Origin of the sequence: Frischella sp. Ac48 (assembly GCF_019641635.1) — a bacterium.
Classification (GTDB): domain Bacteria; phylum Pseudomonadota; class Gammaproteobacteria; order Enterobacterales; family Orbaceae; genus Frischella; species Frischella japonica.
Genome location: NZ_JAETXP010000013.1, coordinates 1 through 22,846 on the forward strand (window position 1 = coordinate 1; position 22,846 = coordinate 22,846).

A 22,846-nucleotide genomic window follows, 5' to 3' on the forward strand; every position below is an offset into this window, starting at 1 on the left:
CTTTAGCTGATAACTTATCATTAATAAACTGTTACTTAACTGAACGGTATAATCTGATTAGATAAAAACTATCATTATCGAACTGAAAACTTAATTGGTTACGCGTGGCGATGCCCCCTTATATTTATAAACTTCAGCATTTTTCTATGACTGATGCCCTACCTGTAAAACGCTATCAATCGACCATACAGAAAATAACTAGATTGAAAATAATAGCTTTGCTTAAGATTTGAAAAAGCAATTTAGTGAACACTAGTGGCTGTGCGACCACCTTCTACAAATATTAACTTTTACATTTTGCTATAGGTTTTATCTTCGGTTGACGTTTAATCGATAACACTGTACCAATAGATGACATGATAATTAAACTAATTGAAAACCACTGATTGGTTGATAGTTTTTCTTGTAAAAATAAAAAACCAGATAAAGCGCCGAGTACCGGTGATAAACTCATCAAAGTGCTAAACGTTAAAGCGGGTACTTTAGGTAGAGCAATCACATCTAAAGCGTATGGTATTGCCGATGCTAACACTGCCACAATAAATGCTAAAGGCAAAACATCAAGCGAAAACATTGCCGTACCGTTATGCCAAACACCAATTGGGAAAATAATACAGCAGACTAGACCTGAAGCTAGAGCAACACTTGAACTACCTTGTAATTGCCCCGCTTTACGTCCAGTAAGGATATATAATGCCCAGCAAGTCCCTGCACATAATGCCAAAATTATACCGTAAATATCTAAGCTGGTATTAGCCTGATGCATTGGTAACAATAAGACTAATCCTACAATGGCGATAGCTAACCAAACAAAATCCAGAAGTTTACGAGCTGAGAACATCGCGACCACAATAGGTCCGGTTAATTCAATTGCAACAGCAATCCCTATCGGGATTCGAGCTATTGCTGAATAAAAACTTAAGTTCATAAAACCAAGAGATAGTCCGTATAAAATAATATACTTCCAAGCTTGTTTACTGATTGGTTTACGCCATGGTTTGAAAATAAAAATTAACATAATTGACGAAAAAAATAGTCGCCATGCTGTCATGCCTTCTGGTCCGAGGATAGGAAACAGATGTTTAGCTAGTGATGAGCTACCTTGTACTGAAGCCATGGAAATTAAAATAATAAAAATGGGGGTAAAACGTCTGAACATTTTTTATTGTTCCGTATGAATTAATCGCTTAGGAAACAAAGTTTGACCAATAACTTCGCCCATCCCAATAAAGGTTTGGTGTTGATAAATTCTTACCAATGATGTTCTTCCCTGATAGGGTTCATCAAAGTGGATTTGCTGACCTAATAAAATCGCCTTAGCTTGCTGAGCATTAAGTTCAATATGATCATAATCAAATACTGGACTATCAACAGGCAATAAAAGTGCATCTAATAATGATTGATTCACACTATGTTGATGCAAAAAATCCAAAGAAACCATTTTTTCTGAAGGATAGGTGGAAACTTGTAAGCGCCTCAAATAAATTACATGCGCGCCACAACCGAGTTGTTCCCCCAAATCATCAATAATCGTCCGAATATAAGTTCCTTTAGAACAGTGAATTTCAAGTTCTAATTGATTATTGTTCAAACTAATAAAACGATTTTCATAAATGGTAATAGGTCTTGCTTCTCGGGTGACAGTTATGCCTTGTCGAGCATACTCATATAATGGTCGCCCTTGATATTTCAATGCCGAAAACATGGTGGGTATTTGCATTACATCGCCACGAAAATGAGGTAACACGGCCAAAATATCTGCTTCATTAATTTTGACAGTTTTTTCAGCGACTACTTGACCATCAGCATCCGAGGTATCTGTCCTTATACCTAATTGTGCAATAACCCGATATCGTTTATCGGAATCCAAAAGATATTGCGAAAACTTGGTCGATTCACCAAAACATATAGGTAACATTCCTGTTGCGAGTGGATCTAATGCCCCAGTATGTCCAGCTTTTTGAGCATTAAAGACATTTTTAACTTTTTGTAATACATCATTAGAAGTCATACCTTGTGGCTTATCTAATAATAAAACACCATTTAGGTTACGACCTTTTTTTCTTCTTGCCATATATTAACGACCTGAACAAATATAAAAACACACATCCACAGTAAATTTATCGCGCTAAAACAAAACATATTCTCGCTAAAATAAGTTTACAAACCGATGAATGAGTAAATAAATTTTATGTTTATCACTAAAACAAATAAATCCCTTGTTAGCACAGTAACAAAGGATTTAATGATAAATAAACTTGACCAACATAAAAGTTAATCTTGATGTCGATTTTTGTCCTTTTGAACCACTTGGCTGACTAAATTAGACATGCGCATCCCTTTTACTAACGATTCATCATAAAAGAATTTTAGTTCGGGAATAATTCGCAGTTGCATTGCCTTCCCGACTAATGAACGAATATACCCTGTGGCATCGTTCAATACTTTTAATCCTTGAGTGACAACCTCTGGATCGCTATCATTAAGAAAAGTAACAAACACTTTCCCATAAGACAAATCTCTGGATAGTTCAACACCTGAAACAGTTACCATACCAAGACGAGGATCTTTGATCTCTCTTTGCAAGATAATGGCAATTTCTTTTTGTAATTCATGACCAACACGTTGTGGACGAGTAAATGATTTCGCCATATGGTTGAATCCTCTTATTTGATGTCGTTTTGTGCCAATTGGCACAAAACCGAATAACATTACGTGAAAGACGAATCTTTCTCAAAAGTAAATTAGATAGTACGTTTAATTTCGATGGTTTCAAACACCTCAATCGAATCACCAACACGAACATCATTGTAGTTACGAACACCGATACCACATTCCATTCCATTACGTACTTCATTAACATCATCTTTGAAACGACGTAATGACTCTAACTCGCCTTCGTAAATGACCACATTGTCACGTAAGACACGGATTGGATTGTGTCGTTTTACAACACCTTCGACCACCATACAACCTGCGATAGCACCAAATTTAGGAGATTTAAACACATCGCGTACCTCAGCCAAACCAATGATCTCTTGTTTATATTCAGGGGAAAGCATTCCACTCATCGCCTGTTTTACTTCATCGATCAGGTCATAAATAACCGAATAGTAACGTAAATCTAGATTTTCTGATTCAATTACTTTGCGAGCTGATGCATCAGCTCGAACGTTGAAGCCAAGAATAATTGCATTAGATGCGGCAGCTAATGATGCATCGGTTTCTGTAATACCACCAACACCTGAACCGACGATTTTAACTTTCACCTCATCAGTTGACAACTTAAGCAACGCATCAGAAATAGCTTCTACTGAACCTTGTACATCAGCTTTTAGTACAATATTTAATTCAGATACATCCCCTTCAGTCATGTTAGTGAACATGTTTTCCAGTTTAGCTTTTTGCTGACGAGCAAGTTTAACATCACGGAATTTACCTTGACGATAAAGTGCTACTTCACGTGCTTTCTTCTCATCTCGAACAACCGTTGCTTCATCACCAGCAGCTGGCACACCGGATAACCCTAAAATCTCAACAGGCATAGATGGACCAGCTTCAACCACTTCTTTACCTAGTTCATTACGCATAGCTCGAATACGTCCGTATTCAAAACCACAAAGAACGATATCACCTTTACGTAAAGTACCGGATTGTACTAACACTGTCGCCACTGGACCACGACCTTTATCAAGGAATGATTCAATAACCACTCCACTTGCCATACCCGTTTGGATTGCCGTTAGCTCTAATACTTCAGCTTGTAATAAAATGGCTTCAAGTAACTGATCAATCCCAGTACCCACTTTTGCTGATACATGGACAAATTGAGCATCACCACCCCAATCTTCAGACATTACGCCATATTGAGCTAATTCACCTTTAATTCGATCTGGATCGGCCTCTGGTTTATCAATTTTATTCACTGCCACCACGATTGGCACATTAGCCGCTTTGGCATGCTGAATTGCCTCAATAGTTTGTGGCATAACACCATCATCGGCTGCAACCACGAGTACCACGATATCAGTCGCTTTTGCACCACGTGCACGCATTGAGGTAAATGCCGCATGACCTGGAGTATCTAAAAATGTGATGTCACCGTTTGGTGTACTTACATGGTAAGCACCAATATGCTGCGTAATCCCACCCGCTTCACCAGATGCCACTTTCGCTTTACGAATATAGTCAAGTAATGAAGTTTTACCATGGTCAACGTGGCCCATAATCGTTACCACTGGGGCACGAGATACCTTTTCAGCTCCGGTATCACGATCGCTCATTAGGGATTCTTCCAATTCATTTTCGCGACGAAGTACTACTTTGTGACCCATCTCTTCAGCAACAAGTTGTGCTGTTTCTTGATCTATCACTTGATTAATGGTTGCCATTGCCCCCATTTTCATCATAGTTTTAATTACTTCTGAACCCTTAACCGCCATTTTATTAGCCAGTTCTGCAACGGTAATAGTTTCTCCAATGACAACATCACGGTTAACCGCTTGTACTGGTTTATTAAAACCTTGTTGAATAGTACTTTTACCTTTCTTTTTATGACCACTACGAGTGATCGCACGTGCTTCTTCACGTTCGGCTTTACTTTCAGAAAGTTTGCTACCTTTCTTCTGTTTCGTGATCTTGCTACCACGTCCGCGACCACGACCACTTTCTACTTCACGATCATTATCATCTTCTGCAGCGCGAGCATAAGCTGAAGTTGTCATATGATAATCTTCATTATCTTCCGTGCGTTCTTCAGCATTATCGTTATATTGCGCTGCTAGCTTACGAGCTTCTTCAGCCATTCGCTTCGCTTCTTCTTCAAGTTTACGTCGATTTTCTTCTTCGGCTTTACGTTTTATTTCGTTGGCTTCAGCTTCCAAACGGGCTTTTTCATCATGCGCTTTTTTAGCTTTTGAATCCAAATTAACTGCTTTTTCTTCTTTCTGTTGCTTTTCAGCATTAGCTTTTGCTAATTCAGCTTGTTTAGCTTGTTCCGCTTGCAATTCTTGCTCTTTACGTAATCTTTCGGCTTCTTCTTGTTCTTGTTTAGCTTTTTCTTCTGCTAACAAACGTGCCTTCTCAATAGCGGCTTTTTGTTCAGCTTCCTGACGCGCTTTTTCCTGCTCGGCAGCAATCTGAGCTGCGTCATGTTTTACAAAAGTTCGCTTTTTGCGGACTTCTATTTTAACTTCTTTACTTTTACCACCTGAACCCTGAACATTTAAGGTTGAATGCGTTTTACGTTGCAAAGTTAATTTTGTCGGTGCTTGTTGGGGATTAAAGTGCGCCAATAACGCCTCTTTTTCCGCTTGAGTCACGGCATCCGTTTCCGTTTTATTAATACCTGCCTCGGCAAATTTTTGCAACAGGGTTTCCACTGGAGTATTAATCTCTTGCGCCAGTGTTTTTATCGATACTTTTGTCATAGGTAATTGTCTCTTCCTGTTACGTTTAAACTATTCGTTGGCAAACCAACAGATGTTACGGGCTTTCATGATCAATTCACCGGCTTGCTCGCTTGTCAAACCTTCGATATCCGCCAATTCATCTATACCTTGTTCAGCTAACTCTTCCAATGTTGTAACACCATTAGCTGCTAATTTGTAGGCTAATTCTTGTGTTACACCGGGTAAATTGAGTAGGTCAGGAGCTGGCTGCTTCTCACCACTATGGGCTAATGCTAAAGTGGTTAACGCATCTTTTGCACGACTTCTTAATGCTGTCACTAACTCTTCATCTAACCCTTCAATTTCTAACAATTCATCAACAGGAATATAAGCAAGCTCATCTAAACTACTAAAACCTTCTTCAACTAATAAAGTAGCAAGATCTTCCTCAATATCAAGATGCTTCATAAAGTTTTTTATAGCAGCAAATGATTCTTGATGATGTTTTTCCTGCAATTGATCGGTGGTCATGACGTTTAAAGTCCAACCTGTTAATTGGGATGCTAAACGAATATTCTGCCCATTGCGCCCGATCGCTTGTGGTAAGTTTTCTTCATGTACCGCAATATCCATCGTATGTTTATCTTCATCAACAACAATTGAAACAACATCTGCTGGAGCCATTGCATTGATAACATACTGTGCAGGATTATCATCCCATAATACGATATCGATACGTTCACCACCAAATTCGTTAGAAACCGCTTGTACACGTGCACCGCGCATACCAACACAAGCGCCGACGGGATCAATTCGACGATCATTACTTTTCACCGCAATTTTAGCTCTTGAACCAGGATCACGCGCCACACCTTTGATGTCGATCATCTCTTCACCAATTTCAGGCACTTCTATACGGAATAATTCTTCCATCATTTGCGGATTAGAACGACTTACAAATAATTGTGCAGGCTTATTTGGATGCTCAATTAAATATAAAATACCGCGTACACGATCACCAATACGGAAATTTTCTCGTGGTAACATATCATCACGCATCATCATCGCATCGGCATTATTACCCAAATCAAGGATTACACTATCACGATTAGTTTTCTTAACGATACCGGTTACGATCTCACCAATACGATTACGGAACATATCAATGACCATCGCACGTTCCGCTTCGCGAACTTTTTGTACAATCACTTGTTTCGCTGTTTGTGTAGTGATACGGTCAAATGCAATCGAATCGATCTGCTCATCAACGTAATCACCAATCTTCTTAGACGGATCTTCATATTGCGCCGCTTCTAAGGTGATTTCTCGCAATGGCTGGGCAACCTGCTCAACGACAGTCCAAAGACGGAAAGTATCATAATCCCCTGTTTTACGGTCAATCTTTACAACGACATCAATGTCTTGTCCATTTTTCTTTTTTGTTGCGGTTGCCAGTGCTGATTCTAAAGCTTCAAAAATCTTCTCTCTTGATAACGCTTTTTCATTAGACACGGCTTCAACAACCGCTAAAATCTCTTTATTCATCCTGTTCTACCTACTTATCTATAATTTGTTAAATTAGGTTCAAAATTTAGGAACGATATTGGCTTTTTGAATATTGCTTAAAGCGAAAACTTCATCTTTACCGTCAATAGTTAAGGTAATCATTTCATTATCTGCCACTGATTTAATCGTTCCTTTCCAATTACGTCTGTTAGCCACGGCAATACGTAATGACACACTTATCTCTTCACCTATAAAACGACGATAGTGCTCAATAGTAAATAGTGGGCGATCCATTCCCGGTGACGAAACTTCTAAGTTATAAGCTGTTGTGATCGGATCTTCAACATCTAAAACAGCACTAATTTGGCGGCTCGCATCAGCGCAATCATCAACCGTTATGCCATTTTCGCTATCGATATAAACGCGTAAAATTGGTAAACGGCTACGTATGTATTCAACGCCAACCAATTCAAAACCTAAAGCCATTACTGGCCCTTGAATAATATTTATTAATTGTTGTTCTAAATTAGTCAATGAGACCTCCACAACACCATTACAAAATAAAAAAGGGCATAAAGCCCAACTTAATCAATAATCCATTAAATTCAGTAATAATACTCCACCAGACATTAAAAAACCTCGACAAGCGAGGCTACATTTAAGATTCTGCAATGAAGCCACTTTACTGTAAAAACATTAAATAACTTTGTTATTTAATAAATTCAAGTGGTTGCGGGGGCTGGATTTGAACCAACGACCTTCGGGTTATGAGCCCGACGAGCTACCAAGCTGCTCCACCCCGCGATAGATGTGCTAAAATTATACGCTTTTCCGCTAAAAATGCAAATATAAATTTACCCCAATTTTAAACGTGAGTTTTGATTGTTTTCGACCAAATTATCATTTAAATTAATAACCAATATAAAACTTTTTACTAATCAAAATACGATAGAGGTAGTGTTCATAGCTTTATGGCAATATTTTCAAGCTAAATTTAACCTAATATCCCAATAAATATCATTCACTATTTTACCAATATTCAATTTCTCTGGTTATTGTTACCTTAGGTTCTACCGATATTTGATCTTTAGAATATTTTAGCGCTTTAATCCAATCCCCATACTGGTTATATTCAGTATAAAATATTTCATAAACATTTGAAATATTTTCTGAATTTATTATATCATGTTCTTCTTTGATCAATTGTCCTTTATGATTATAGAAAAAATAGTTAATCATCCTTACTATTATTTTTCCATTTACTGTCACTTTGGTCTCTTCCTTAGTTGGTAAATCACCATCCCAAGTAATATTCGCCTCCCAAATGGCTTTATTACCTACGCTTACAGTACGGATTATTTTACCGTTTTGTATGAAATAAGTACTTCCATATTGATATTTATTATCAAAAATTGTCTGGTCATTAACGCCAATTAATCTAACAATCTCATTATTTTCATCTCTTATAATTGTTCCGCCAGTGATTTTAATTTGCAAAATGGGGAGTAAAAGATTAAATTTATTGTTATCCAGATCAAATTCTTGACTGGTATTTAATATTTCGAATTGAGGATCAAGATAATTCAACTGACTCTTTAAATAATCACCAGTGTTACTATTCTCAAAAACATTTACACTTAAACGCTTACCCTGCTCTTCTGTAATAATTTTTTGTTTTTTTATATAACGTGCATAAGGGGTGAGGTCTACTGAATTATTATTAAATGCTTTAATGCGGTCAAATTTTGATTGCGGGGATTTAGCACATCCAATCATAATTAAAGCAAGGATTAAATATAATCCACAACTGAAAAACTTTTTCATTTATTACCTTTTTATTTTTTTAATTCGGCTTAGTTGTATTTCGTTAAAAATTTTATCATAATGAAATTTTGTTGTTAATAGCAATCATTTTTAAGTGTTTTATTCATAATATTGATCACAGATTGATTCAATTAAAACATATAATGCTATCATATTAAATTAAATAATAATTTCACTTACAATGTTGGGATGTCACAATAGGCTTACTTTATGATCGTATGATTATATCTGTATTCTCGCCTTAATTTTAACCGAAAATAATTATTTTGTAATTTTATAAAAAGCTTATAATATCTCTTCCTTACACCTCACTTATAATTATAACTTATATTTAACATATGGCTTCTAATATACTAACCATCAAATGCCCACAGTGCGGGTGCATTAAACATAGTTCGCTTGGGAATGATAAATACCATTGTGACGGATGTGGTGCAATCTATTTTATTGATAAAAATGATATGCATATTTTTCATCACCAACAAAACGGACCACAAAATACCATTAAATCGAATAAACTTTTAATCATCGGATTAATTATTTTCTTCTCTGCATTATTCCTGATTCGATTTTTTGTAATTCAAATCAAAAATACCGAAACAACTCAACCCAAGGTAGTTGAATACAGGAGCTATGTTACATCAAATGAAAATCGTATAAAACCAACTCAACCAACGAAAAAAGAGTTATGGAAACATAAAAATATTGCTATGTTTATCACTAATGACACTCCTTATTTAATTATGGAAAGTCATTTATCAATATCAGAATCCATGAAACCAACCCAAGATCAATATTTCATCAAAATATTTAATACCAAAACCCAGCGTTTTGAGAGTGAATTCAATTTGATTGATGAGCATAATAATAAATTCCCCTATGTTATAAAAACATGGGATGATGGTGAAATATTATTGTTAATCAATAATCTAAAACTATTTCAACTAAATAAAAAAGAAAAAATTTTTAAAAATGTCAATGACTCTTTCTTTTCCGAACATCCAGAATTTTCGCAAGGTTTAGCAAAAATTGAATTTGTTAGAGACGATTGGGGAAGTGGCCTATATGTTTACACGAATGAAGGTAAACATTTTTATTTTTATCCAACTATCAATAAACTTTATGATAAAGATGCTTTTTTTGACGCCAATTCTGGTTTCAAATCCTTACCGGAAAATACAGCTACTAGCACGGGCTTTGCATTTAATATCTATAGCTATGAATATCCTGACGAAGATTCGCTGCTGATAAAATTTGATTACAAATATCAACCAAATTATCCAAGAGAACAGCCTTCGTTTAGTTGGCGAAAATTTTATGGTACAGAAGATGGTTTTTTTACTGATGAAACCCCTTATCAAAAAGTACTTATGAATGAATGGATGATGAATAGAACTCGTACCATAAAATATCAGAATTTTACTCCAGATCGTGTCTACTTCTTCCCTAAATTATTGGATTTTAATGAAGAATTTATTTTAATTGCTTTTACAACCTCTCCAGTAAAAGCCGAAAATTATATCGTACAATTATTAAATGCAAAAAGTGCTGAAATAATTTGGAGTTACGATTTCCCATTAAACTTCAAGAATACTCGAGGAAAAATATTAGGGGATCGTATTTTATTAATGACAGATGATCATTTAATTGAATTAAATGAAAAAGGAAAACAAACATTAAGTCTCGATATCACTTCGTTAAACAATTAGGAATAAATATAACTATGTTTGGAATTTTTAAAAAACAATTTGCTTCCGTAATTGAATGGGCTGATAATTCGGCAAATATTTTATGGTATCAATGCCCAAATATAAACAATAATGAAATCAAAAATGCATCTAAACTTATCGTTGCCCCTGGACAAGGATGCGTTTTGGTTTATGAAGGTAAAATTGTTGATATTATTGAAGAGGCTGGTATTTATAATTTAAAAACTGATAATCATCCTTTTATCACAACGTTATTAAAAATTAGACAATCATTTGAAAGTGAACATAAACTGTATATATACTTTTTCAAAACAACAACTACGGTAAACCAAGGCTGGGGAACTTCGTCACCAATTAAGTATTTAGATCCTGACTACCAATTCCCTATTCAACTAAAAATGAATGGTAATTATTCTTATTGTATCAGTGATATTCGCCATTTTTATCAACAAATTATTGGTCAACAAAAACAATACACCGTAAATGATGCCAAAGAGTTAATTACAAGCCGAATCATTCAGGTAATAACATCTATATTAGCATCGGGTAAATATGCTTTTCTACAAATTGATTCAGAACTTAATCAAATATCAGAAAATGTTAAGAAACAACTAACCGATGAGTTTACGAAATTAGGCCTTAGTCTTACTGATTTTCGGATTATTGCTTCACAGTTTGATCAAGAAACTGAAAACCGAATAGCCAAAATAGCTAATATTTCAGTAGATGTCATTGCTGCCGGTAAAGCTAACTTAAGTTATGCTGAAATGGAAAAACTACAAGCTATACGTGATGCGGCTAGAAATGAAGGTGGTGTAGCTGCTTTAGGTGCACAATTTATGGCAGGTGCGGAATTGTCTAAAACTTTTACACAAAATGCTATAAACACAGAACATACTCAAGGCGTTTTGGATAAGCAAACAGCAGAAACCAATGATGTTTTTAATAAACTCACTAAATTAAAACAATTGTTAGAGCTGGGTGTTATTACACAAACAGAATTCGAAGCCAAGAAAAAAGAGTATATTGATAAGCTTTAATAAAGGGTCAAAAAATGAGAACAATTTTAGCCAGTCTTTGCATAGCTTTTATTTTTATGCTTTCACTATGGGTGATACTACTAATATGGGATATTAATTTATTACAACACATTGATATAATAAAAATCGCCTTAACAATAGCAGCCATTATAATAAGTTGCATTTTATTATGTTTGGTGTCAGCAATGTTTTTTAATAAAAGTGAACATCGATATGATAAAACAGCTGGTAAGGTTGCCCAACCAAAAAAAACATAACTTTTGCTGAAATTTTATGGGGATGCTCAGCGCATAACAAAATAACTATTCTTTTAATGCTAATTAAATAATTTATATTTAGCTGAAAAATCCAAATTGATTTTAAATTTAGATTTTTTTATAACAACAGTGATTTTTTATAATTTGATGAATCAATCTGTTTTTATTCTTGCTCGTTTATTATTTTTTTGTCTTAAGAGTGGTTATATCTTTCAGTTGCTAAATATAGTGTTTTTCATTTATTATTAGAAACACACTTTCAAAAATCAATAAATATATAATCATTATCGATTAATTATTTATGTGGCGAAAAATAATGATAACAAGCTATTTTGAATTCTCTGATGGTTTATCTAATAAATATTGGTATATCTGCACTCAAAAAACCACTCAATTAACCGTTACCGGTAAATTAAAGAAAGAAGGTAAAGTGCTTACTAAGCAGTTTGCAACAGAAGAATTGTGTCATGCTAATAGTTTAAAAGAAATAGAAGCTAAATTAAATAAAGGTTATATTGAAAAAAAAATTCCTGATTGGTTTAATTGTCTAAACATTACTGATACTGTTGCTATAGAGGAAAAACGAGTAGCTAAAGAGTCAATACTTGTTTCTACTGAAAAAGGGATTCAACCTCAGGATATTAGAAGATTTTTTCGTGCCATTAGAAACAATGATATCAATTCAGTTATTCAATATCTGTCTGTAGGATTACGGCCCGATATACCCAATTATTGCGATAATGGATATGAGATTGCATTAATGAATCATCATAAGGAAATGCTCAAATTACTCACGCCTTATATTAATACTGCTGAGAATAATAAGTTATCCTATTTAAGGACTATTGTTATCCACTATCGCTATAGTGAAAAAATAGATGATATTACCCAAACGTTACTTAGCGTTAATTATGATTTCGCTAATGATGAAGGCTTTGCAACTTTATTACCTTATTTGAAAGTTAATTTAGTAAAACAATTACTTGAATTGGTTAAAATCAATGTACGAGATTTAGATCGTCAAGTTCTTTTTGATAGTTTGGTGCACAAAAATAAACCGGTTATTATTTATCTCGTTGACAATGGCATTTCGATGGATGGCGTAGATCCCAACTCAGGTTTATCACTAATGCATCTTGCATTTTATCACTTTGGTGATGATTTACCTTTGATTAAAAAGCTACTTTCAGCAGGCGCTGATCCCTATATTTATAGTACAGGAGAGATTATACGCCCAGGATTAAAATTTGGAGGTGGTGAAAACGCGTTTGACTATGCCATTAGAGAAATGAGCCCAAATGTTATTCATTATGTTGAAAAACTCTATGTTGATTTTGAAGATAATCTACCAATTAAAACAGTTTTAACATCGGCTATGTTAAGTTTTTCACCGGCCATAAAACGTTTTTTATCGAAACCCGATCGCCCTATTTATGATGAACATGGCAATTCATTGATCCATTATGTTTGTTGCGCTACCCACGAATCAACTGCGATAGAAAATATCGTTTATATGCTAAAAAATAATATCAAAATTAATATTGTAAATAATATTCATCGTAACGGATTGTTTTATTTTTGGTTTAATGGCTCTGGGGTGCCTTGGCAGTTAGGCGATGAACTTAATGAGTTGTTAGGCGTTAATAATTTTTTTAATGCCGTTCTTAGTAAGACTAGTTCAATGTTTTGGTCTCAATTACGTGCAGAATATGGTATTAAAGATCCTGATTCCAAAGGGGATTTTTTAGTTAAGTGGTTTTCTGGTGTGATTGGCGACCGAGATTTTTTAGCTTTATTACTGCAAAAAGCAGGCGCCGATATTGAATGTACTGATATCTACGGTATGACGCCAATTATGTTCTATGCTAGGTATAGCTTAAAAGATGATCCGGGAAAATTAGCCCATCCATTATTACAGATACCAGCTAATAATTCAGCAAAACCTGAAGATGATAACCTATATGATGAATCATCAAGTGAAGATAGGCGGTATTACGCTTTAATTTCTTTATTGCGCTGCCGACCTAATGTAACACGACGCTATCAAGATGATGGTGCCACCATATTACATCATATCCAACGTCATAAAATCTATGAAAAAGCGGAAATTTTAAGCTTATTATATTTTCTAGGTGCGGATGTTAATGCTAAGGATAATAAAGGGCGCACACCACTTCACTACATTACTTTAGCTGATAGTTCGGCATCATTTATGGATATAGAATTAGAAGATGCCATTATTCATTTAATTGCTAAAGGTAAGGCGAACCCGAATATCCAGGATCACGAGGGCAATACTCCGTTACATTTAGCGCTTGCAGATAGTGATAAATATAATTTGGTAGAAACACTATTAGAATATGGTGCCAATCCCCTTATTGCGAATAGTTTGGGCGAAACAGCTGAAGATTTAATTGAAAAATTAGCATTACAAAGAAAATTTGCTGAAAATATTGCTATCAATCAACATAAGCAAGCCAATAGCCATGCGGTTGAATTAAATTGGCAACCACTCAACACACCTAATAAAGCAGTTAATTCAAATTTACATCTTTATGCTAGTTTAGCATTGCCGCGATATTCTTTAGATCATCTAATGATAACCAGCTCTTACTTGTATGTAACAGAAAAGGGAATAGACCGAACTTACTGCATAGATAAAATAACAGGTAAGACACTATTTGGTCGTTATGGCATTAGTTATCCCTATTCTTATAACGGACATCTTTATGCTGGCGTAGAAAACCGTTTTGCTGAAATAGATCAGCAATCTGGCAAAGTTTTATGGTCAGTCGGTTTAGGTCAAGATATGAGTGGACCTATCTATATTCACAATGATCGCGCTGTTTGTGTTGTGCAAAAAAATTTAGTAGGGATATGTTTAAAACAACGCAAGCAACAATGGAAAGTCAGTTTATATGGTAGATTGACCGCAAAAGGGTATATTGTTGATAATAATTTAGTAATTTTAACTCAAGAGGCTCGTTGTACTAAAGTTAATATTATTGATTTTTTATCGGGTTCTATTGTTGAAAACGCAGAACTCTATACTCTAAATGGTTTTATTGATAGTTTTCAAATGACCGACCAATTGTGGGTTTATACTCGAGATAATATCATTCAGACATTGAATTTTAGCTCTATGAAAATTGATCATATTGTATGTGAGTTTGATGATGATGAGTATTGGCAATCATTTAGTATTATGGGACTATGTAACGGACATAATCAAGTCTATGGTTTATTTAAATTAATATCAAAAAATGAACAACAAAACCCCATCTATCGTTTATGTTATTTAGATGGTGCAAATGCCCATACAGTAGTTGATGTACCTGTAGGTGGACCAATTCATTATCATAACGATATGCTTATAATATTAGATCCCCATCAAAAAGCCGTAGGAACATTTAATCTAAAAAATCAAGATTGGCAAATGTGGCAATTTCCGAGTTTCCATGGTGATGATGGTGTACGTCAGCTCTTCATAGCAAATGATGGTTATATTTTTGTGGCACAAGGTGGTGGAGCATCCTATCCAGATCAAGATTTGTTGTATGTATTAAAAAACTAATGAACATAAATTGTTCAACTTCGAAAATCCCAATGTTAAAATTAAAAGAGGTCAAATGTGTCAAAAGAATTAGACAAAAGCTTTCGTTTATTTAAAAAACCGTTTCATGTGGTATTGGTTGGAAGCGGGTTAGATGTTTTACTACCCAGTACTTATAATACAATATTTACTGATGCAAAAATGCGCTATCAACAAGTTGATGATGAGCACTATCTATTTGTGAAATCAGCCACAGGATGCTTATCAACAAACCCACCAAATAATCTAGGATATCGAATAACAATCTCTTATGTGAAAAATTATAAGGCTAATGACTACTTTCAGCAGTATAAAAATATCTATCAAGATGTAAGCGAACAATTATCAGAAGATGTTGAGTTGTGGTGTAAAGTGTTATCTATTCCGCAAACCCCTCCAGGAACAAAAACCTATGAATTAGTGCTAGAAGCCCAAAATGGATTGATGTTAATAACCGGCTCCGCCATTCCCCACGATGAATTAGATGAATTTTTAGTATTAGCGGAATATATTCAGCATTATGATGGGGACATACCTACGATTTCTGATAAAGATGGCTATAAAAATAATACTTATCATCCTGAAATTATTTTAATGAATATGGATGATGAAGAGCGCTTATTAGAACAAGAGCTTGAACAGTATGAAGCAGAAGATCACGATGAGTACGATGATGTCGATGATGATTGGGAAATTTGTGTTAATTTAAATGATAAAGAGCAAATGCGACGAGTCCTTAATCGTTTAATCGACAATTTTGACGAAATCGAAGAATTTTTGAGTTTTGGCTCGATAGTAAACGGTGAATTTCAAGAATATCAGCATGAAGAAGAAGACAATAAATTTTATCAAGTTGGATTGTGTAGTGAGTTATTCTTTTTTGAAGCTGCAGTGAAATTTCCAGCTTTACACAAGAAAATTATTGATTACATCAATCTTGCTATTGATGAAGAAGGACCTTGGATGGATGAAGAGACACCAAAAGCACTGCATGCTGCATATGCCTTAGCGATGTATGACCAAAAATATATTCCTAAATATATTGAGTTATTGCGAGTGTTAGATATGGACCATGAAGTCTATCAATGTGGGCAAATAGCAAAACTGATAGAAAAATGGCAAAAATATGATAATGCTATTCGACTCATGGCAAGTCGTAGTTGTAGTGTCGCAGGTCAACACGGATTTGAAAATTTAGATCCAGAAATTTTAGACAGTATTCAACGAAAAGAGACATTTTTAAAATATCTTTTACTTGATGCCAAAGAAAACCATTATGATTATCCAAATCACTTGAAGAGTTTGATGAGTGTCTGTTTAGAACCAGTACTAGAAACAGTCGATATTGATTTTAATGAAGTTAAGCTAATTAATGCATTAAGATCTATACATGAAAATTCATCTATTAGTTTAGATGATATTGCATAATAAAATTAATTTGGAGAAAACAATGATCACCCGTACATATTATAAAAATAAAAAAGGTCAAACCGGCTTTATAGAATTAAATGGTTTAACTTTGCGATCAGGATTAGACTCTGATATTCAGATCGAAACCTTTACCGATCAAAATGATATAGGCATTGCTTTTAATGGTTTAATAATGAAAATGATTCAAAATGGTTTTGAATTTGATCGTGTTGAAACAGAAGAAACTGCTGAAGATATTGCCGCAAAAACAGTGGATGGTGTACTTTTGCAAGACAATCAATTTATTGTTGATTTTAATGATCCTAAGTCCCTACAAAATACTTTAGAAAATCACTATACAAATTTTTTCCAGTATATCGAAGCTATTGAAGGAAAAGGTATTTTTTATGGTCAAGTAAAAGATGGTAAATTTGTTCCTCATACAGTTGTGTCAGGTGATAATGAGCTAGACTTTTATCAAGCCGCTGTCAAACATGAGTCTTTACGACCTTTAATTAATGAATTGTTAACCAAGATCATTACCAATAACACTGATGAAAAGACGAATATGTGTGATGATAGTATGCCAGTCGGTGCAGTTGCAGCATTTGTCAATGCTTATAACGATAAAAAATACTTAGTCACTTACCGTCGCTTGCAAGATAGTATAATCTACCTTAATCGCCATAAAGCTAGATTTGATTTCGATGGGCAAAAAGGAAATCATATACCTCAATTATTAACAAAATGGGGATTTGACGACAATGATGAATATGCATTCACGTTTTTAGCAGCTCAGCTTATTAATATTGACAATCCGAATCAAGCCAAAGAAACGGCTTATATTCTTAATGAACTCGGATTAGCCGAAAAATTGAAAAGCAGAGAATATTTAGAAAAGCTTTATATAGCCATTGCAGAGCGAGCTGCTCATATTTTTAATCAAAATGATGTTGAAAAGAGAGCTGGTGGAGAATATTTATATGTCGCATTAAATGCATTGGGTATCACGTGTAATAAAAAAGATGCCTATATGGTTTGCTATTTAATGGATGATATTCGACATTATCCATCTCTTGCTCAGTTATTAGCTGGTAACATTAATGAAGATGATGATTTTACACCAATTGAAGGTGTGTATGATGAAGAAAATTGTGATGATGACGACGATGATTGGGCGGATGATGGTTATGATGATGACGAAGAAGATGAAAACGAGTGGGAAGACGATGACGATGAAGATGATAAATAAGTTATACTTTCTCAAATTAAGTGATAAACTCAAAAAAGTTAAATTCGACTAAAATCGATTTTTAATTAATGTGTAATAGTCTTTATTCAATCTGATTCTGACATTATTTTATAGCGTATAAAAAAGTGTCAGAAATAAATAAAAATAGCAAACTCATTAATTTTAAATTAGTGCTTTTTAGATGAATTAGCAACACATCTCGGTCATGTCAAAGCGGTAAAGTCATTGGATATGACCGAGTCAATTATTTTCGCTATAACTTTACGGGCTTAATACTATTTTATTAGAAACCGCATCAGGCAATATTAAAGCAAAAACTTTTATTAGTCTCTTTGGTCTTACTAAACATGTAAGTATAGATACGCTGTTTAAACGACAAAGCTTAAATTTTTTCAAGTTCTGTAATCAATTGTCTTTTAACTCCAAAGCTTTTTCTTATTTTTAAACCATAAGAAATCTATAATATTTTATCGCTAAAAAACTGCGCTAATTTATCAAACTGAAAAATTGTAGACTTTTACCTTATCTCCATAAAAATTAAATTTTATAAAAAATGTTTACATTATTTATTATTTCTTATAAGCCTTATTCTAAAAGGATTTAGACGGTAAACACTTTAGGATTAATTATTTACTGGTGTTCACTTTACGTATTCACTAAATAAAAAAACCGCTAAATAATAGCGGCTCATAGTTATGATAATGAGATTAATTATCTAATAAGTTATCCAACAAGTCAGATGGTGAAATATATGTTCTAACTTTGCTGTTTCCAATAAGCAATAATAGTCCATTATCTTCCAGCCCTTTTAAATCAGATCTTGCTGTATTTTCAGACACACTGTATTCAATACTTATCGATTTTGCAATAAATTGCCTACCCGGTTCTTTAGCTGCTTTTTTTAGAATATCAATTTGTCTAAAATTTAACTTTGATGCTATTTTAGAATTTTTAATTCTAGTTAAGAAATAGGCTAATTCTCGTTGCTTTCTATGTAGATAATTATTTAATTCGTCGATAGACCGCATGATAATATCAATTTGGTGGTATAGAAAATAAGTAGTATCTAATTCATCATCTTCTACATATAAATAAGCTTTTGCATACTGTATTGGTGCGTTTTTAATTAATTTACTTATTGATGTATATTCAAATAACCAATAACCAGACTTCATCATAAACCAATAAAATAAGGCTCTTGCAGTTCTTCCATTTCCATCTCCGAAAGGATGAATAAAGCCAATAAAAAAATGTAACAATATTGCTTTAATTACTGGATGTATAAAAAACTCGCCTTCTTCACAATCATGACGAGTATTAACAAAATTACATAAATCACTCATCAAATCATAAAGTTTATCTGCTTTAGGTGGCGTATAAATAACTTCTTGTAAATGGTTTCTAACATAAATATCATCTGTTTGTCTAAACTCACCACAGACAGCATTATTTTCTATTGCACCAGTTGTTGCTATTTCATGAAAACTGAGAATTAGCTCAATAGATAAACTTTCATTTTTCATTTCCAATGCTTTCTTCATTAATAAATAATTATTTAAAATCATAATTTCAGATTTATTTTTTGGTTTCCTATCTAATTCAAGCATTTTTTTGGCTATTCTTCTTGTTGTTGAAGCGCCTTCAAGCTGAGCCGATGAAATAGCTTCTTCCATAATTAAAGAATGAACTAAATATTTATTATTAACTCCATCCATCGATTCAGGATTATTCGTCCCTATATAACCACTGGATTTTTTATCTATTGTGTGGAGATCTCTTTGTAAAGAATCAGGAACACAAAAGCTAAATTGATATTCACCTATATTAATTTTTTTACTTGACTGTAACCTAGAAATTTTAGTCGCAGCCCATGCTAAATCAATATCAATATCTTCATCATTTTTTTTATATTTAAAGTCATTCCAATGGAGATACCGACCTTTTACATCAGTTTCCTTAAATTTACCTAAAACCTTAATTAAATCTATAGAATGAATAACTTTAATCATTTCTTTTAATGATTTAGCGTGTGATATTCTCATATTTAACTCATTTTTTAAAAATTGAGTTAAATGATATTATTTAATCACCATAAAGTAAAGGTTACATTTAATAAAGAATTTATCTTTACCGTAAAATGAAGGTTATTTTATAAAATCTTTAGTTCATGATAGCCAATCTTTATTCATGTCTCAATTTATTTGTAAATTTGATTCATCCCAGTATTAGTACGTTTTTTTAATATAAGTCTTTTGGTTTTCATTTATAGCCTAATCTAATGATGTGCCAAAGCCATTTAGTGAAAATGGGATTATTAAGCACTGAATTTCGGACATACTCAATATATGCATGATAAAGATATTTTTTGGAGTTAAAGGGTGTTATAGCTAAATTGCCATATTTTGTTCCTGTTGACTTGATTAGCAAAAGCAAAACATTTCCATCATAAATAGGATAATCCTTACTTTGTGGCTTGGCGTTCTTAATTTGTGTGTCAGTCATTGGAGCTATTTTTTAGGCATACTTTCACCTTTTGGGACTATAAAATTATAGGACTATGTCCGCGTAGTCCTTAATATAGTCCCAAAAAATATGAATGTAAATGTATCTTACTGATGCTTACGAAATAGCAAAATAGGTTTTAAGCCTTATTTATACTGATTTTGATGTGGTATAAAGGGTTTTGAAGAATATTACTGATTATTGAATTGGTGCCGTGGGCGGGACTTGAACCCGCATGCCCTTAGAGCACTACCCCCTCAAGATAGCGTGTCTACCAATTTCACCACCACGGCATCTAAAATTTATTCAGGAATATCAGAAACTGGATTGACTTGTTCTTGATGAATAAGCGAATCAGTTGTGACAGGCTTCTGACCATCCTCAGTTTGTTGCGTTGCAACAGGTGTATCATCCCCAATATTATAAAAGGTTTTGCCAGCATCATTTTTACTATCAAGATTAGCTAATACAATACTAAGAATAAAAAATAAAATACCTAAAATCGTTGTCGTACGGGTCAGAAAATTCCCGGTGCCAGCTGAACCAAATAGTGTTGCAGATGCACCAGCGCCGAATGAAGCTCCCATATCCGCACCTTTACCTTTTTGGATTAGAACTAAGGCAACAATTGCGACTGCAATAACTAAATATACAACGATTAAAATTCCGTACATATTAACCCACAGCTAATTTGATTGTCCTTTTTTAAGCTTTAACAACTTTGATAAAAGGAAAATAAAAATATTGATGCGAAATATTAGCGAAAGCTGACCAAACAAGCAAGCAAATTTTTATATTTTATTGTTATTTGCTTAATCTATAGTACGCATTTCTGTAATAAATCGGTATAATGTCGCGAATTTTTTATGCAGTGGTAATACAAATGAAATTTATTATTAAACTTTTTCCTGAAATCACCATTAAGAGTGATTCTGTCCGTTTACGATTTATTAAGATTTTAACCAGTAATATTCGTAATATTTTGACACATGACTTTGCGGTAGCTGTGGTTCGTCATTGGGACTATATCGAAGTCAGAGCAAAGAATACTCATGAAGAACCCGCTATTTTAGATGCGCTTTCACGTATTCCTGGAATTCATCATATTTTAGCTGTTGATGAATTACCTTTCACTGATGTACATGATATTTATCTAAAATCGCGGGATTATTATGCCCCATTGATTGAAAATAAAACCTTCTGTGTTCGTGTCAAGCGTCGAGGTAAACACGATTTTAGTTCAATTGAAGTTGAACGTTATGTTGGTGGTGGTTTGAATCAGTCGGTTGAGAGCGCTAAAGTCAAATTAACTAAACCTGATGTGACTGTTCATTTAGAAATTGAAAACGATAAATTGCTATTAGTAAAAGGGCGGTACGCAGGCATTGGCGGATTTCCAATTGGCACTCAAGAAGATGTATTATCGCTAATTTCTGGAGGATTTGACTCAGGCGTATCAAGTTATATGTTAATCCGTCGAGGTTCAAGAGTACATTATTGTTTCTTTAACTTAGGTGGCGCCAGTCATGAGATTGGTGTAAAACAAATGGCACATTATCTGTGGCATCGTTTTGGTCGCTCTCATAAAGTACGTTTTATTGCTATAAATTTTGCGGATGTGGTGGGTGAGATTTTAGAAAAAATTGATGATGGGCAAATGGGTGTTATCTTAAAACGGATGATGGTTAGGGCGGCATCTAGCATTGCTGAAAAATATGGTGTACAGGCACTGGTAACCGGCGAAGCATTAGGTCAGGTTTCAAGCCAAACGTTAACCAACCTACGTTTAATTGATAATGCAACCGATACTTTGATTCTACGACCATTAATTACTCATGATAAAGAGCAAATTATCAAATTAGCGCGACAAATTGGTACCGAAGATATCGCAAAAACCATGCCTGAATTTTGTGGTGTCATTTCGAAAAATCCGACCGTTAAAGCGATTAAAGAAAAAATTGAAGCTGAGGAATCCCACTTTGACTTTGCGATTTTAGATAAAGCCATCAGTGAAGCGGAAAATATTGATATTCGTGAAATCGCTAAACAAACTGATAACACTATTCGATCTGTAGAAACGGTATCTGACTTTGATGAAAATAATATTATCATAGATATCCGTTCTCCCGATGAGCAGGAAGATAAACCGTTACAAATGGAAGGTGTTGATATTCAATCCATTCCTTTTTACAAATTATCAACCCAGTTTGGCAATTTAGACCATCATAAACAATATCTTTTATATTGTGAACGTGGCGTAATGAGTAAATTACAAGCACTGTATTTAATCGAACAAGGCTACACTAATGTAAAAGTATTTAGACAGTAAATTCGACTTATAGCGCTATATTAAAAATAGATTAA

Annotated in this window: 16 protein-coding genes, 2 tRNA genes and 1 pseudogene; 7 read left to right on the forward strand and 12 right to left on the reverse strand. The window is 34.0% G+C overall.

The window, feature by feature from the left end:
* Positions 1 to 283: 283 nt before the first annotated feature.
* The 8 genes from JMI89_RS09600 to JMI89_RS09635 form a co-directional block, all read right to left on the reverse strand.
* Positions 284 to 1,159, reverse strand: coding sequence for an EamA family transporter (locus tag JMI89_RS09600; protein ID WP_220679958.1), 876 nt, complete (start codon positions 1,157 to 1,159; stop codon positions 284 to 286).
* A 3-nt stretch (positions 1,160 to 1,162) separates the two neighbouring features.
* Positions 1,163 to 2,074, reverse strand: coding sequence for a tRNA pseudouridine(55) synthase TruB (gene truB, locus JMI89_RS09605; protein ID WP_187755873.1), 912 nt, complete (start codon positions 2,072 to 2,074; stop codon positions 1,163 to 1,165).
* Between the two features lie 200 nt (positions 2,075 to 2,274).
* Entirely contained in the window at positions 2,275 to 2,652 is a 378-nt protein-coding gene (gene rbfA / locus JMI89_RS09610) for a 30S ribosome-binding factor RbfA (RefSeq protein ID WP_220679959.1), read from the reverse strand.
* Between the two features lie 92 nt (positions 2,653 to 2,744).
* Positions 2,745 to 5,429 carry a translation initiation factor IF-2 gene (infB, locus tag JMI89_RS09615; protein WP_187755875.1) on the reverse strand — a complete coding sequence of 895 codons (2,685 nt, stop codon included), beginning with the start codon at positions 5,427 to 5,429 and terminating at the stop codon, positions 2,745 to 2,747.
* Between the two features lie 30 nt (positions 5,430 to 5,459).
* Positions 5,460 to 6,935 carry a transcription termination factor NusA gene (gene nusA, locus JMI89_RS09620; RefSeq protein WP_220679960.1) on the reverse strand — a complete coding sequence of 492 codons (1,476 nt, stop codon included), beginning with the start codon at positions 6,933 to 6,935 and terminating at the stop codon, positions 5,460 to 5,462.
* Positions 6,936 to 6,974: 39 nt separating this feature from the next.
* Entirely contained in the window at positions 6,975 to 7,430 is a 456-nt protein-coding gene (rimP, locus tag JMI89_RS09625; RefSeq protein WP_187755877.1) for a ribosome maturation factor RimP, read from the reverse strand.
* A 193-nt stretch (positions 7,431 to 7,623) separates the two neighbouring features.
* Positions 7,624 to 7,700 (reverse strand) — tRNA-Met (locus tag JMI89_RS09630).
* A 225-nt stretch (positions 7,701 to 7,925) separates the two neighbouring features.
* On the reverse strand, positions 7,926 to 8,720 hold the full coding sequence (locus JMI89_RS09635) for a hypothetical protein (RefSeq protein WP_187755878.1): 795 nt from the start codon (positions 8,718 to 8,720) through the stop codon (positions 7,926 to 7,928).
* A 338-nt stretch (positions 8,721 to 9,058) separates the two neighbouring features.
* Between JMI89_RS09635 and JMI89_RS09640 the strand changes: the two genes are divergently transcribed.
* The 6 genes from JMI89_RS09640 to JMI89_RS09665 all read left to right on the forward strand — a co-directional run bounded on the left by JMI89_RS09640 (position 9,059) and on the right by JMI89_RS09665 (position 17,980).
* The gene (locus tag JMI89_RS09640; RefSeq protein ID WP_187755879.1) at positions 9,059 to 10,429 is read left to right on the forward strand and encodes a hypothetical protein; all 1,371 of its coding nucleotides are present in this window, start codon (positions 9,059 to 9,061) and stop codon (positions 10,427 to 10,429) included.
* Positions 10,430 to 10,443: 14 nt separating this feature from the next.
* Positions 10,444 to 11,469 carry an SPFH domain-containing protein gene (locus JMI89_RS09645; RefSeq protein ID WP_220679997.1) on the forward strand — a complete coding sequence of 342 codons (1,026 nt, stop codon included), beginning with the start codon at positions 10,444 to 10,446 and terminating at the stop codon, positions 11,467 to 11,469.
* A 14-nt stretch (positions 11,470 to 11,483) separates the two neighbouring features.
* The gene (locus JMI89_RS09650) at positions 11,484 to 11,726 is read left to right on the forward strand and encodes a hypothetical protein (RefSeq protein ID WP_187755880.1); all 243 of its coding nucleotides are present in this window, start codon (positions 11,484 to 11,486) and stop codon (positions 11,724 to 11,726) included.
* Positions 11,727 to 12,042: 316 nt separating this feature from the next.
* Positions 12,043 to 15,300: an ankyrin repeat domain-containing protein gene (locus JMI89_RS09655; RefSeq protein WP_220679961.1), complete on the forward strand. Its 3,258-nt coding sequence runs from the start codon at positions 12,043 to 12,045 to the stop codon at positions 15,298 to 15,300.
* A gap of 57 nt (positions 15,301 to 15,357) precedes the next feature.
* Positions 15,358 to 16,746 carry a hypothetical protein gene (locus JMI89_RS09660; RefSeq protein WP_187755882.1) on the forward strand — a complete coding sequence of 463 codons (1,389 nt, stop codon included), beginning with the start codon at positions 15,358 to 15,360 and terminating at the stop codon, positions 16,744 to 16,746.
* A 22-nt stretch (positions 16,747 to 16,768) separates the two neighbouring features.
* On the forward strand, positions 16,769 to 17,980 hold the full coding sequence (locus JMI89_RS09665) for a hypothetical protein (protein ID WP_220679962.1): 1,212 nt from the start codon (positions 16,769 to 16,771) through the stop codon (positions 17,978 to 17,980).
* A 707-nt stretch (positions 17,981 to 18,687) separates the two neighbouring features.
* Here the strand turns inward: JMI89_RS09665 and JMI89_RS09670 are convergent.
* The 4 genes and pseudogenes from JMI89_RS09670 to secG all read right to left on the reverse strand — a co-directional run bounded on the left by JMI89_RS09670 (position 18,688) and on the right by secG (position 21,156).
* A complete protein-coding gene (locus tag JMI89_RS09670) occupies positions 18,688 to 20,022 on the reverse strand; it encodes a Fic family protein (protein WP_187755884.1) in 1,335 nt (444 codons plus the stop codon).
* 341 nt (positions 20,023 to 20,363) lie between these two features.
* A pseudogene (locus JMI89_RS12120) lies at positions 20,364 to 20,482 on the reverse strand (integrase arm-type DNA-binding domain-containing protein); the annotation flags it as partial.
* Between the two features lie 207 nt (positions 20,483 to 20,689).
* A tRNA-Leu gene (locus JMI89_RS09675) sits at positions 20,690 to 20,775 on the reverse strand.
* A 9-nt stretch (positions 20,776 to 20,784) separates the two neighbouring features.
* A complete protein-coding gene (gene secG / locus JMI89_RS09680; RefSeq protein ID WP_187755885.1) occupies positions 20,785 to 21,156 on the reverse strand; it encodes a preprotein translocase subunit SecG in 372 nt (123 codons plus the stop codon).
* A 209-nt stretch (positions 21,157 to 21,365) separates the two neighbouring features.
* Between secG and thiI the strand changes: the two genes are divergently transcribed.
* Positions 21,366 to 22,811, forward strand: a complete 1,446-nt coding sequence (gene thiI, locus JMI89_RS09685; protein ID WP_187755886.1) for a tRNA uracil 4-sulfurtransferase ThiI — start codon at positions 21,366 to 21,368, stop codon at positions 22,809 to 22,811.
* Positions 22,812 to 22,846: the final 35 nt, after the last annotated feature.